This is a genomic window from Sutterella faecalis, assembly GCF_006337085.1.
In the GTDB taxonomy this organism is placed as follows: Bacteria; Pseudomonadota; Gammaproteobacteria; order Burkholderiales; family Burkholderiaceae_F; genus Sutterella; species Sutterella faecalis.
Window position 1 is genome coordinate 20281 of sequence record NZ_CP040882.1, and the last position, 13316, is coordinate 33596.

The 13316-nt window shown below is 58.3% G+C and carries 9 protein-coding genes and 1 pseudogene; 6 read left to right on the forward strand and 4 right to left on the reverse strand.

Annotation, left to right across the window (positions count from 1 at the left end):
• Positions 1 to 33 precede the first annotated feature (33 nt).
• Together aroD and FG381_RS00090 are read left to right on the forward strand one after the other, a co-directional pair.
• Positions 34 to 954, forward strand: coding sequence for a type I 3-dehydroquinate dehydratase (gene aroD, locus FG381_RS00085; RefSeq protein ID WP_139686954.1), 921 nt, complete (start codon positions 34 to 36; stop codon positions 952 to 954).
• A gap of 78 nt (positions 955 to 1032) precedes the next feature.
• A complete protein-coding gene (locus tag FG381_RS00090) occupies positions 1033 to 2832 on the forward strand; it encodes an FAD-dependent oxidoreductase (RefSeq protein ID WP_139686955.1) in 1800 nt (599 codons plus the stop codon).
• 186 nt (positions 2833 to 3018) lie between these two features.
• On the opposite strand, the gene FG381_RS00095 is transcribed toward FG381_RS00090, so the two are convergent.
• The 4 genes from FG381_RS00095 to FG381_RS00110 form a co-directional block, all read right to left on the reverse strand.
• Entirely contained in the window at positions 3019 to 4515 is a 1497-nt protein-coding gene (locus tag FG381_RS00095; RefSeq protein WP_139686956.1) for a hypothetical protein, read from the reverse strand.
• A 222-nt stretch (positions 4516 to 4737) separates the two neighbouring features.
• Positions 4738 to 6276: a flavocytochrome c gene (locus FG381_RS00100; protein ID WP_139686957.1), complete on the reverse strand. Its 1539-nt coding sequence runs from the start codon at positions 6274 to 6276 to the stop codon at positions 4738 to 4740.
• Positions 6277 to 6400: 124 nt separating this feature from the next.
• Entirely contained in the window at positions 6401 to 7147 is a 747-nt protein-coding gene (locus tag FG381_RS00105) for a response regulator transcription factor (protein WP_139686958.1), read from the reverse strand.
• Between the two features lie 46 nt (positions 7148 to 7193).
• Positions 7194 to 9344, reverse strand: coding sequence for a sensor histidine kinase (locus FG381_RS00110; protein WP_139686959.1), 2151 nt, complete (start codon positions 9342 to 9344; stop codon positions 7194 to 7196).
• Between the two features lie 242 nt (positions 9345 to 9586).
• On the opposite strand from FG381_RS00110, the gene FG381_RS00115 reads away from it, so the two are divergent.
• From FG381_RS00115 to FG381_RS00125, 4 genes and pseudogenes are all read left to right on the forward strand, one after another.
• Positions 9587 to 9931, forward strand: coding sequence for a hypothetical protein (locus FG381_RS00115; protein ID WP_139686960.1), 345 nt, complete (start codon positions 9587 to 9589; stop codon positions 9929 to 9931).
• Positions 9932 to 10134: 203 nt separating this feature from the next.
• Positions 10135 to 10959: a Fic family protein gene (locus FG381_RS00120; protein ID WP_165697767.1), complete on the forward strand. Its 825-nt coding sequence runs from the start codon at positions 10135 to 10137 to the stop codon at positions 10957 to 10959.
• Between the two features lie 431 nt (positions 10960 to 11390).
• Positions 11391 to 11750, forward strand: a pseudogene (locus tag FG381_RS12880) (ATP-binding protein); the annotation flags it as partial.
• 201 nt (positions 11751 to 11951) lie between these two features.
• On the forward strand, positions 11952 to 13070 hold the full coding sequence (locus FG381_RS00125) for an ATP-binding protein (protein ID WP_228025724.1): 1119 nt from the start codon (positions 11952 to 11954) through the stop codon (positions 13068 to 13070).
• The last annotated feature ends 246 nt before the right edge of the window (positions 13071 to 13316 follow it).

Below are 13316 nucleotides of genomic sequence, written 5' to 3' on the forward strand. Positions count from 1 at the left end.
ACGGCACGCAAATTGATGAAGAGGAGATTGAGAATGCAGCGTCGTCATCTGTTCGGTACCGCTTTTGGAGCTGCCGCAGCGGTTGTGGTTCCGGCGGCGGAAGCGAGCGTTTCGGATCATTTCGGCGAGAAGATGCGCCCGATCGATACGGAAAACCGCGCGCCCGGCTGGGGCGTCGGCGCTGTGAAGCCCCTGGAAGTCAAAGGGCGCCGGATCGGCGAGGGACGTCCGAAGCTCATCGCCCCGACGACGAGCAAAAACCCCGCCGACCTTTATCAGACGCTCGAAAAGTTTGCCGGCATGGAGGCGCTCGACATGGTCGAGGTCCGCATCGACTACCTTGGGAAACTCGCGCCGGCTGAATTTGCCGAGGTCACGCAGAAGGCCTACAAGGCGGCAGGCGACAAGATCGTGCTCGTGACGCTTAGAAACGGCACCGACGGCGGCCCCTTCATTGCCGAGGACAAGTACTACGGCGACGTTTACCGCGCCGTTATTGAGTCGGGCAAGGCCGACATCATCGATCTCGAGCTCTTCCGCGATGCGGACATGATCCGCTCCCTCGTCAAGGCAGCGCACGCCAAAGGCATCAAGGTCATCATCAGCGACCACGAATTCAAATTCACGCCCGACGAAGGCGAAATCATCCGGAGGCTGCTGCTCGAGCAGGAATTCGGCGCCGATATTCTGAAGCTTGCCGTCATGGCGTTCTCGCCCGAAGATGCGCTCACCGTGATGACCGCAACCGCGAAGATGCGCCACTACTACAGCGACCGCCCGATGCTCACGATGGCGATGGGAAAGTGGGGCGTTCTCACCCGTATCACGGGCGAGGGGTTCGGCTCCGACCTCACCTTCGCGTCCGTGGGCGGAAAGGCGAGCGCGCCCGGCCAGATTCCGGCTGAGGAATGCCTCTCGGTTCTCGATACGCTTCACCGCGCGATGAATCCGTAATGCTGATGCTTCCCGTACCTCGCGATTGCCTAGAATATTCTCGTTTCTACTGACCAATTCCCAAAGGGATTTTCAACCATGAAGAAGACTTTTGCTGCTCTTGCGGTTGCCGCGCTTTTCGCGACCGCCGCTTCCGCCGCCACCTTCAAGGCGGGAACCTACACGGCTTCCGCCCCCGGCATTCACGGTCCCGTTACCGTTGAAGTGACCTTCACGGCCGACAAGCTTTCCGCCGTCAAGGTCGTGAAGCAGACCGAAACTCCGGGCATCGGCACGCTCGCCGTCGACCAGCTCCCCCAGAAGATCGTCGACGCCCAGTCGCCGAAGGTTGACGGGGTCTCGGGCGCCACGATTACGTCTGATGCCATCCGGAAGGCCGTTGCCGACTGCGTGAAGCAGGCGGGAGCCGACCCGGAAGCGCTTGTTCCGGTGGTGCTCAAAAAAGTTGCCAAGAATGAAGACCTCGCCACTGACGTCGTCATCGTGGGCGGCGGCGGTGCCGGCATGTCCGCGACCATCCGCAGCCGCATGAACGGCCTCAACGTGATCCTGGTTGAAAAAATGCCCTTCATCGGGGGCGCCGCTTCGATTTCGGGCGGCCAGGTTGTCGCTCAGGGCTCGAAGCTCCAGAAGGCCTTCGGCTCCAAGGACGACTCCGTCGACTCGATGGTGCAGGATTTCTTGAAGAACGGCGCCGGCAAGAACGATCTCTCGAAGCTCACGCTCTATGCGAAGAACGTCGGCCCCACGATCGACTGGTTGAATGAAAAGGTGGGCGTTAAGTTCATCCCGAACGATCTTCCCTACCTCGCCGAGTATTCGCACCGCCGCGCGCTCGAATTCCAGGGGGGCGCCGGCACCATGGCGCAGCACCTGCGCGAAGTGATTGCGCAGAACGGCGCCAAGGTCTTCTACAACACCCGCGTTGAAGACCTCATTGTCGAGGACGGGAAGGTCACGGGCGTGAAGGCGGTCGACTTGAACAGCGGCACGACCTACACCATCAAGGCGAAGAAGACCCTCCTCACGACGGGAGGCTACGGCAACAACAAGTCGCTCCTGACGCCCGAAATGCAGAAGGTTCTCTACTACGGTCCGGTCTCCTCGACGGGCGACGGCCTCCAGATGGCTGAGAAGCTCGGCGTCAAGACTCAGCTCCTCCAGTACGGCAAGCGCTATCCGAACGGCATCGAAGTCGCTCCGGGCAAGGCCAAGTCCACGATTTACGCCAATGTCGGCGCCTTTGATCAGGCGGGCATTCTCGTCAACGTGAACGGCGTCCGCTTCGTGAATGAAAAGGCTTCAAACCGCCACATTCTCGAGCCGATGCTGAAGAACCCCAACGGTCAGGCCTATGTCTTCATGGATCAGAAGTCCTGGGAAGGCTTCTACAAGCGCCTCCCCGAAACGGGCGTTTCGCATGAGGATGCCGACAAGTATCTCGCTAACGGCGGGAAGACTCCGCCGCTCTTCGTGAAGGCCGATACGATCGAAGGCGTCGCGAAACTCGCGGGCATCAATGCTGAAAACCTGAAGGCGACCGTTGCCAAGTACAACGGGTTCGTGAAGGCCAAGAAGGATGCGGACTTCGACCGTCCGGTTCAGTACATGAAGGCAGAGATTTCGGCCGAAGGCCCCTACTACATCGTCGAGCAGAAGCCGCGCTTTGCGACCACGATGGGCGGCGTCTGCACGGACGACAAGCTCAACCTCGTGAAGAAGGACGGCTCGGTCATCCCGAACCTCTACGGCGCGGGTGAAATCGTGGGCGGCGTGATGGGCGACGACTCGCCTGCCGGCGCCAACGTGGGCTGGGCCCTCACGTCGGGCCGCGTGGCTGCCGACAGCATCGCGGAAGCCATCAAGGCCGGGAAGTAATTCCCCTGGGTCTTAACCGATCGTTTCCTTCTTAAGGCGGCGCAGCGTCTGGAGCGCCGCTCCAGGAGTGAAACGAGAAAGAGAGCCGCCGGAACTTTCTCGGTCCCGGCGGCTCTTTATTGGATGGGAATCAGGCTGAGGATTCCTGATCCGGATGATGGAAAGCGGAAGGTCGTTTCCGCTGACTTACGCCTTCGCAGCGGCGCGGATGCGCGCGAGCACCGGGTTGACGGAGGTCCCGTCCCAGGCTTTCTGCGCCGACTCGAGGAGGTCTTCCGCGTCGTAGATCCGGGCGGAGTCGCGGCACGCCTGAAGCTCATGGTCGGACGCGGCAAAGCGGATGTCGGCGTCGTCCTCGTCCCGCACGACGCCGAGCGTCTGGAGCCTCACGAGCGAAGCGATGAAGTCGTCGGGGTAGTTGTCAATCCAGTCGTATTCGTCGGCGACGCCGACCTTCTTCAGATACTTCGCGTAGAGCGCGTCAATGACCGCGATGACGACGTACGTCATGAAGAACCGTCCCTGAGGCGAAGCGCCTTCAAAGCTGGTGCCGTTGTAGGCGTCCATGCAGTCGGCGATGGTCTTTGCATCATGCGGGATCGCGTCGAAGTTCTGGTACCAGATTCCCTCGACATTCATGAGATCGAGTTCGGCATTGTTGGTAAAGAACGCCTTGAAGCCGCAGATTTCTCTTTTTTTTTGGAATTCTTCCTGCGTGAGGCGCCCGTCGTTCAGTACCCATTCGAGGCCTTCGGCCGTTGCGTCTTCATAGGATCTTTCATGCAGAAACACGGCCGAGACCGGCTTCTCAAGACGAGGGAGCACCAGGCCGGAAATGGTTTCAGTGGAGCTGCCCGTCTTCTTCCATTCCGGATTGTCGTCCGTATCCTTTTTCACTAGCTTCCGGGCGATTCCTTCAGCAGGTTCAAGATCGATGCTCGATTGAGCAAAGAACTTGAAGCCTTTCTTTTCGAGCTTGGCAAGCGACCGGAAGTCGGAAGGGGAGGTAATCCAGTCGACCACGGTGACGTCGTAGCCCTCCTTCAGGGCGCCGGTGCGGTCAAGGAGGCATTGAACGGCTTCGAGCGCCGCCTTGGCGCAGTCCGGATAATTTGCTTTCGACGGGAAGCCGCCCAGCACCTTGGGATCATCGGGCTGCGAGAAGTCCAGAATGGAAATCGAGGATCTCGCGAAGCTCGGGCTGCAGCGGACGATTGGTTCCATGCCGATGGAAACGGCAAGGCGCTTCGCGCCCGAGCGCCGGATGCGGGCGGCGTTGAAGCGCTCGAGGAGGTTGGGGCTCCGGCTGATCTCGCGGAACAAGTCGTTCATTTCCATCTCGCTCAGAGCGCCGGAACCGAAAAGCTTGCTCGGCCGCGAGACGACGGCCCGGTCGGCGAGGTCGGAGAGATCCTTCCGTCTGAAGCTCTCCGTCAGGAAGAAGGAGGCTGTGGAGCCGACAGCAGCGTTGAGGAGGTGGAGCGTGAGCGCCGGGTTGTATCCGAGCGCCTGGGACATGTCTTCGACGAGTCCGGTCTCCTCGAGCGTCCGGGCAATCAGCGCGGTGAGCGCGGGATAAACCGTGTCGTCGGTATCGAGATTTACGTCGCGGACCACCATCTGATCGCGAATTTCGCGAAGGCGCTTGGGATTTTCGAGAATTTTGACGTCTGAAGCTTCCATGATAAAAGGCCCGTCCGGCCGTCTGAATGTCAACAATGTCGGACTATCGCACATTTTGCCGATCTCTGAGGGATAGATCTGAATGAGATGGCAGACAAAAAAGCCTCTTCCAGGAATGGCAGAGTTGACCTGGAAGAGGCTTCACGCTGGCCGTTTCTCCCTCAGGCTTGAGGTGTGAGGAAAAAGCGGACGTTTTCTTGCGGGGACGAGACCGGAAGTCGATCAGCTGCGCTTTTCAGCAGCCGCGTTTTCCCCTGCAATCAGGCCGAAGGAGGAGCAGTCCGGCATGGAGCAGGCCGTGAGGCGCTCCTGCCCGTGAAGGCCGCCCGACGCTTCGCCCGCAACATAGAGTCTCGGAATCGGAGCGCCGTCGCGAAGGCGGATTGCCTGAGCCTTTTCGTTGGTGCGGATGCCGCCCGGCGTGTAGTTGAGCCGCGGCGTCACGACCATCGTGTAGAAGGGGCCTTCGGCCGAGAGCGGCTCCACCTTGCGCCCGGAGCGCTCCATGGGCTTGTTGAACTCGGTGTCCCTGCCGCCTGCAATCAGCTCGTTGTATTTGACGAGGCTCTCCTGGAGCGCCTTGCCGTCGGTGCTGTAGTGCTTTGCGAGTTCGTCGAGCGACGTAAACTTGAGAATCGCGCCGTCGATGCCGTTCTTGTCGGCGAGGCTTTGCTCGAGGCGCTTCATGTTGTGGAATTTTTTAAGCGCCTTTTCGTCCCAGACGATGAAGGGCTTGCGGTCGCCGTTGCGCAGACGATGCTGGAGAACGGCGCTCGCGAGCGTATTGCGCGTTTCGCCTTCGCTCATGAAGCGGCGTCCGGTGGCGGGATCGATGAGCATGCCCCAGATCATGTCTTCGGTCGGGAGCGGATAGGCAAAGCGGAAAAGCGAAAGCTGCACGGCCTGAGCGCCGGCCGCCTCGAGCATCTTGAGGGATCCGGCCGTGGCGCCCGCATTGGTGGTCGATACAACGCCTGCGAGGAAGGGAACCTCGGACGAGCGGAAGGCCTTGTCCTGGGCATAGCCGCCGGTCGCGAAAACAACTGCCTGGCGGGCGCGGATCGTCTTCATGACGCCGGTCGAATTCGCCCAGTCGTCGTCCGCATTGCGCGAGAAAACATAACCTTCGCGAACCCGGAGGCCTGAGGCTTCTCCCTTTTCATTCAAAAGCACTTCCTCGGCGCGGCACTTCGTGCGGATCTGAATGTCCGAATGCGCCTTCATCCAGCTCCAGAGCGCGGAAAGCATGCCGGCGCCGCCGCCCTGGGCGGAAAGGCCGCGCGCGACGCTGTGGCCGCCAAGCTTGAGAAGACGCCCGTCCCATTTGACGCCGTGAGCCGTGAGGAAGGCTTCCACGCGGGCGGTGGTCTGCGCCATGAGGAGCGCGCGTTCATAGCTTCCGAAGCCGCCCGAAACCTTCGCCATGTCGCCTGCGAGGAGTTCTGGAGCGTCCTTGACGCCTTTTTCCTTCTGAAGCGGCGAGCCGACGCAGGCAAAGTCGAGGCCGGACACGAGAGACGTGCCGCCGGGAAAGGACATTTTTTCGAGCATCAGGACTTTGGAGCCTTTTTCCGCTGCGGCAATGGCCGCAATCGTCCCGGCGATGCCCGTGCCGACCACGATCACGTCGACTTCTTCGTCCCATTTGCTATTAGTCGGCGCGGCGTGCGCGGGATGCGCGGCAAAGGGCGCGAGAGCGGCGGCGCCGAGAGCGGCTCCGGCTGAACGGGTGAGAAACTGGCGGCGGGACTGCGGGTTCATTTTTTCGTCTCCTTCTGATCCTTCAAAAGGGAGCCGGTCTGGGCTCCCGTGAACTGCAGGAAAGCTTAGAGGGAGAAGATTTCACGACCGCATCAATGGCGTCGGCGGAGGTTGCAAAAAGGTTTCAATCGAAGGATTCCGAAAGGTCGGTAATGACGTAGCCGACGCCGGAGTATGAAGAGATGACGGAACCGTCGGCGCCGGCATCCGAGAGCTTCCTGCGGATGCGGGCAAAGGCGACGCGCAGGAGCGAAAGTTCGCCCAGGTGCTCGGCTCCCCAGACCTCCCGGATCAAGGCGTCGTGCGCAATGACGGCGCCCGGGTGCTTCACGAGCGCAAGAAGGAGCCGGAATTCCGTGTCGGAAAGACGGATGGGCGTGGTTCCCCACCGGCATTCGCGTTTTTCAGGGACCAGAATGAGCGGGCCGTTGACGAATTCCTCTGCGCGGGAAGATCTGTTTGCCGCAGAGGCCCTGGCGGAAGTCCTTCTTAATACCGCCGCAATGCGCGCCGCAAGCTCCTCCATGGCAAAGGGCTTTACCAGGTAGTCGTCGGCACCGGCGCTCAGGCATTTGGTTTTGTCTGAGAGTTCCGAACGGGCCGTAAGCAGAATGACGGGCACCTCGCTTTCCTCCCGAAGCTTCTGAAGAAAGGCAAACCCGTCCATGCCGGGCATCATCAGGTCGAGCACGATGAGCTGCGGCTTCGGGTCAAGGCGTTCCCAGATCTGAAACCCAATTTCGCCGTCAGCGGCCTGAGCCGTGTCGTAGCCGAGCGTTTCGAGATTGGCCGCGACGAGCCGCCGGATTCGGCTTTCGTCGTCGATGATGAGGATGAGCGGGCGGGCGGCGTGGGGACTGGAAGTTGTCATGGCTTGTTGGGGGAAAATGCGGCCGGGAGAATGTGCTTGAATCCATTCAATAGGGAATTCTGACGGTGAACGTGCTGCCGACGTGAGGCGTGCTCGCGACTTCAATCGTTCCGCCGTGAGCACGAACGATCGCAAGCGAAATGACGAGCCCGAGGCCGGTGCCGCCGCTCCGTCTGCGCATGCCCATATTTACCTGATAGAAACGGTCGAAGATTCTCTTTTCCTCGCCTTCGGGAATGCCGATGCCGTTGTCGGAAACGGAGAGGAGAAGCTCGGAATGCTTCGTTTCCGCATGAACTTCAATGATGCACTCGCGCTCCTGGGCCCGGTAGCGGACGCTGTTCGAGAGGAGATTCGTGAGGAGCTGCAGGAAGCGGTCGGGGTCAACGTTGACGCACTCGGCGTCCGGATCAATGGTGATTCGGATTTGCGCCGGTCCGAGCGCCCGGACGCGCTTCTGCGCGCGGAGGATGATGGGCTTCAGCTGCACGATCCGCTTTTGAATGATGAAGGTGCCGCCGTCAATGCGCGCCACATCGAGCCAGTCGGAAATCAGCTGCTGGAGCGCCCCGACTTCTCTCTGCATGCCCTGAAGAAGATCGTCCTCAAATTCTTCGCTCCAGCCGGCATCCCTGCGGGTCAGGGTTTCCGCAGAGAGCGCAATGGCCGCGAGCGGCGTTTTGAGCTCATGCGCCACGACGCCGATGAGATTCTCCTTGAGGGTTTCCATTCTGGCGGCATCCGTAGCGTCATGAATGAGAATACCGCGGGCGAAGCGGTCTCCTCCCTCAATGGGAAAGGCCGTTACGTCGAGAAAATGTTCACCGGAAGCTGATTTGAGCTGAAGCCGATGCGTGCCGCCCGAGAGCACGGCCTCCGGTTCTGGCGCCTTATTGCCGGCCCGAAAGCATTGGGCAACAAGCGTCCCGGCAGCTGAGCCGAGGATCTTTCCTGAGGCGGATGCTGCAAAGAGGCGCTCGGCGCGGTGATTGGCCCAGACAATGACGCCCTCCTGGTCGAGAAGAAGAAGCCCGTCCGCAAGACTCTCAAAAATCCTGGAGAGCATTTCCATCTGGGTTCTGAGCGCTTTTGTCTGTCGGGCGACTTCGTCGGCGAGATGGCGGTTGACGGACTCGATTTCTGCGCGGGCGATGGAGAGCCGCTTCATGAGGAGGCCGAACTCATTCTGCAGAGCTTCAAACTCAGCGAGCGAATGTATGCGCTCACAGGAAAGCGGCTCGGGTCTCGCGGCCGCTACCTGACTTTGAAGCTTGAAGAGCGCCTTTTCAATCGGGCGTCGTGCGAGCATGCCTGCCAAACCGGAAGCTCCCAGAACGAAAAGAATGAGAAGAAGGCTGCGAAGAACAATTCCGGTGAGTTCCATCTGACGCAGCGCATTGGGTTTGGCAACCATGACGCGCCAGTCTCCGCTGAGGCCGGTTTGGGCGAACCACCCTTCGAGGACTTTTTGGCCCTGAGCGGCCTGGAAGGGAATCGGTCCGGGAGAGGTTGGGCTTTCCTCCGGGATAAGCGCCTCAAAAGTGCTGATGGGCGCAGATTCAAGCCCGCGGGAAGCATAGAGAATTCCGCCTTTGCTGTCGGTAATCCAGATTGCGTCGCCCGGATTTTCGTATTCGGCGGCAAGCGCCGCAAACTTCTTGAGGTCGAGCGCGCAGACGGCGAAGCCGGCAAGTTCGCCTGTCCGGGTTCGCGCCTGAGCGCCGATGTTGACGATGCGCTCATCCGCCGCGCCTGTTGCCTCAAAGCTCGCGGAAATCCAGTAGGGCGCATCGGTTCGCCGTTCCTTCCAGTGCCTGCGCCCGCGGTGATCCACGCCGTTGTTGGGAACGCCCGCCGGGTTGAGAAGCGGATGAAAGCCCCTTGAGATGCCTTCGGGCGTGTCGAAATGCAGATTGAGAAAGGCCGGTTCGGCGCGGGCGATATGGGAGAGCGTTCTGTCTCTTGCCTCGATAGAAGCGAGTTCCGGCAATTCCGAGGCCGCGAGAAGCATGAGTTCGAGCGCAGAGGAAAGCCTCGCGTTGATCGCCTCTGCAATGCGCTCGGCTGTCATTCTCTGCCTCTTTTCGAGCGCATCCATTTCGCTGACGACGTTCCTCCACTCGAAGGCGGCAAGCACGACGATGGGAATGATGGCTACGGCAGCCGTGGCGGCAGTGAGCGCTTTGCGAAACTGCATGAGGGCGTCGGGAGAGGAAAGCTTGGAGAAGAGGATCGGTGCTTCGAACTTACCACAGGTGGGCGGCCGGAATGACCAGCTCCCAGTTGGGGATGCTGAAGCAGCGTTGAGGATAAGGAGGTCCTGCGGGATGAGAACGGCATGAAATAATCAGTTCTCGAGGTTCCTCAATATCGAGCAGCAAAACTGCGGGAGAGGAGCCGTGAGGCAGAACCTCTCTATGAGTCGCCGGATATTTCAATATGACCAACTTCGATACAAAGACGCTTTTTACTGCCGCTCTGATGCTCCCGGAGCCTTGGTACATCGACCAGGTTGATTTCCGTGAGGAGCCGGGCAAGGCCCGGACGCTTCACATCTTCATCAAATTCAGGCAGGACGCTCGCTTCCAGGATCCTGCAGCGGCGGGCGGAGCGAAAGCTTCCCCGGTTCATGACACGCTTCCGGGCACCTGGCGGAATACGAATTTCTTTCAATACCCGTGCCTCATCCATTGCGATGTTCCTCGGATCCTTGGGAGCGACGGCAGGATTCGGCAGGTTGCGGTTCCCTGGGAACGAGCGGAGAGCGGTTTCAGGCGGCTTTGAGTGGTTGATGCTCTCTCTCGCTCCGAAAGGGAATCGCCGGCCGCCGCCGATGATTTTTTCCTGCGCTGCGCCGCGGCAATGAGGATTGATGAGCTCCGCTCAGGACGCTGCCTCTGCCCGTACACGACATCGCCAATGGCACAAGCCGATGGCTTTTTGGGTCGCGCCGTCTTTGATGCCTATTGATGGACGTAACAAGAAAAATGGATGAAAAGGAATTCAGGGAAATTGAAGCCAGGCTCCTGAGCGACAAGAAGATGGCGTTGGAGATGACGGATGACATTTTCAAAAAGCTCAATGAACAAAAGCCGCTGACTCCGCCGGCTGTCGCCCGTCTCCGCGATGAAATGATGCTGGAAAACACCTTTGATTCCAACGCGATCGAGGGTTCGCGCCTGACTCTGCGGGAAACCGTTCTGGTCGTCAAGGAAGGCGTTAGGGATGGAAATGGGTTCCGCATGAAGGATGTTCTTGCCGCCCTGGGCTACGCTCGTGGCTTTGAGGTGATTTTGGATTTGGCAGATCAAGAGATCCCCTGCGATGAGGACGTGATTAAGCGGCTCCATCAGTACGTCATGCTCGGCGCCTTCCCTGAATATTGCGGCGTTTGGAGGGATCACGCGGTCAGGGTGCTGGGGGCTGCCCTCAAACCGGCCGGGTTTCGGGAGATTCCGCAGAAAATGCACGATCTCGTTGCCTGGTACCAAAATGAAGATGCGATGCATCCGATCGAAAAGGCCTCAAGGTTTCATGCGGAGTTCGAGACGATTCATCCTTTTGCCGACGGCAATGGAAGAACCGGGCGGCTGCTTTTGAATTTCATGCTGGTCCGCGAAGGCTATTGGCCTGCGAATATCCGTTGTCAGGAAGATCGCGAGCGGTATTACGCGGCGCTTTATTCGTTTCAAAGCAGGGGAAATGTTGACGATCTGACGGCGCTGATCGCCGTGAGAGAGGCGGAGCAGCTTTTGTATTGCCTCAAAATCGCTTTGCAGCCGGAACATGCTCGACAGGGCCGTTCCTGTTGAATTTGTAGTTTCTGTCTTTCGAAATCTCGCAAGAGATGCTTTAGAGCGATAGGATGACTTTCCTGCCGCCCGAGACGGATGCGACAAACTGTTCTCTCGGCCTTTTAGCCGAATTGCTTCAAGGCTTGGGAAGCTCAGGTTGGGCGGCGTCGAGAATGGCGCGTAAGTTCTGAAGTGTATGAGGAAAAAGCTTGAGAAGCTGCTGGCTGATATCAGGGCTCTTAGGGGGCGGGAGGTCTGTAGCCATCCCTTATGGCTAACCGCATACGATTTTGATGGTAAAAACGATGTATTTGTGATGATAAAAAGTACCGATTGCTTCTGTTTGATATGATCATGATTGTATGAATGATGGTATCAATACAATCATGATTGTATAATGATTGTATCGTGATCGTATGATCACGCCTGTTATAAGTCGGAGCACAGCCATGACCGAACTCTACGAAGCTCAAAAAGGACTTTTTCCGGAAAGAGAAACATTGACCGTTGAGTTCAAAAGTGATCCAAAAGGAGGGCTGAAGAATGACGTTGTCGTAGACACGGCAGTGGGTTTTGCAAATGCAGAAGGCGGAACGCTCTTCATTGGCCTAAACGATGACGGCTCGGTCGGTGGAGTGAAGTCGCCAAAATGGAGGAATCCGGAGCTGGCGGTTGCCTACATTGCTTCGCACAGCGTTCCCCCGATCACTGCAACGGCCGAAATCGTCAGGGTTTCTGATGCACTTGAAGTGCTTGCCATTCATGTGCCGAAAGCCACAGGCATTGTTGCAACGAATGATGGAAAGCTCATGAAGCGTCGCATTAAAGCTGATGGGACACCGGAAACATCGCCACTTTTTCCGCAGGAATTTATTTCGAGGCTTGCGGAAATCGGGCGTTGCGACTATTCGTCCATGACACTTCCCAACACGACGTACGATGACTTCGATGCCAATGAACGGCAGAGGCTTCGCGAGTTCCTCCGGGACAACAATGGCGAAAAAGCGCTCATGGATCTCGAAGATGAGGATCTCGACAAAGCGCTGGGGCTGGTCCGTGGCTCTCCCGAAGGCTTGATTCCTACAATAGCGGGGATTCTCATCCTGGGGAAAGAAAGGCGGATTAGACAGCTGCTTCCAGGCGCCGGGGCGGTTTTCCAGCACCTTGCCGGCACAGATGTGCTCGCGAATGAAGAGATGCCGCTGCCACTTCTGAAGGGCTTTCAGGCGCTTCTTGACCGCTTCAATGCAAGAAACAGCGAGACCGAGATTACGCAGGGTCTGGCGCGTATTGCCATTCCGACATTTTCCGAACAGGCGTTTCGCGAGGCGCTCGTCAACGCTTTCTGTCATCGCGACTATACGATCCTCAATCGCGTTTCCGTCCGTCTCTCTGATGACGGACTTGAGATCACGAGCCCTGGCGGTTTCGTTTCCGGTGTGAGTCTTGAGAACCTCCTCACCGTTGAGCCGCATCCGAGAAATGGACTTCTCGCCGACGTGTTGAAGCGCCTCGGATTGGCGGAACGGACAGGCAGAGGCATTGACCGCATCTTTGAAGGGAATCTTCTCTACGGGCGACCGAGCCCCGACTATTCGGAATCGAATTCCGACAGTGTTCGTGTTTTCTTTCCGAAGTGCGATCCTAATATTCCGTTCTTCCAGCTCATCATCGAGTATCAGAAGAAGCTCGGAAGTCGCATCTCCGTTCAAAGCTTAATCGTACTGTCTGCAGTACTCTTTGCCAAACGCCTAAACTTCGCCGGAATCGCCGCTGCGACGCATATCCCGGAATTGAGGTTGAAGCGCCATGTAGAGACGCTGGTCGAAGACGGTCTCCTTGAAGCAAGAGGCAACGGCCGCGAGCGCGACTTTATTTTGAGTCCGAAGTTCTATAAAGCGCAGAAGCGTGTAATTGAGCACGTGCGCCAAGCCGGAATCGGGGCCGTAAAAAATGAGGATCTGATCATGCAACTTGTCCAGGAGCAGGGCAATGTGACGCGCAGTGACGTCGCCGCGCTCCTGGGCGTTAATCCGCAAATAGCCTATCGGCTATTGAAAAAGCTGGTTGAGGACGGTGCTCTCGTCCGTGAAGGTGCCAAGCGTCTGAGCGTCTATCGCTTAGCCTGATTTATCAGCCGGCAGCTCAAATTGGAGTCTTCGTCTTCGGAAACGCAATGCGGATATCAAGCAGTGGGTGCCGCCAGCCGCAACCAAACCCATGCAGAACCATGTGAAAGCCATTCCTTGCAGACATCGGAATAAAAGGAATGCTGATTATTCCTTGCAGGAATAGATGTTGCATCTGTCATTTCCTGAAACTGATGCCATAAAAAACAATAAGAAATGGTGCTTCATGTGTTCCTGAAGCGACCA

Bases quoted from the DNA above. Each gene is read 5' to 3' on its own strand.
- FG381_RS00095 (WP_139686956.1), bottom strand. From the start codon at position 4,515: ATGGAAGCTTCAGACGTCAAAATTCTCGAAAATCCCAAGCGCCTTCGC.
- FG381_RS00125 (WP_228025724.1), top strand. From the start codon at position 11,952: ATGGATCTCGAAGATGAGGATCTCGACAAAGCGCTGGGGCTGGTCCGT.
- FG381_RS00100 (WP_139686957.1), bottom strand. From the start codon at position 6,276: ATGAACCCGCAGTCCCGCCGCCAGTTTCTCACCCGTTCAGCCGGAGCC.
- FG381_RS00115 (WP_139686960.1), top strand. From the start codon at position 9,587: ATGACCAACTTCGATACAAAGACGCTTTTTACTGCCGCTCTGATGCTC.
- aroD (WP_139686954.1), top strand. From the start codon at position 34: ATGCAGCGTCGTCATCTGTTCGGTACCGCTTTTGGAGCTGCCGCAGCG.
- FG381_RS00110 (WP_139686959.1), bottom strand. From the start codon at position 9,344: ATGCAGTTTCGCAAAGCGCTCACTGCCGCCACGGCTGCCGTAGCCATC.
- FG381_RS00120 (WP_165697767.1), top strand. From the start codon at position 10,135: ATGGATGAAAAGGAATTCAGGGAAATTGAAGCCAGGCTCCTGAGCGAC.
- FG381_RS00090 (WP_139686955.1), top strand. From the start codon at position 1,033: ATGAAGAAGACTTTTGCTGCTCTTGCGGTTGCCGCGCTTTTCGCGACC.
- FG381_RS00105 (WP_139686958.1), bottom strand. From the start codon at position 7,147: ATGACAACTTCCAGTCCCCACGCCGCCCGCCCGCTCATCCTCATCATC.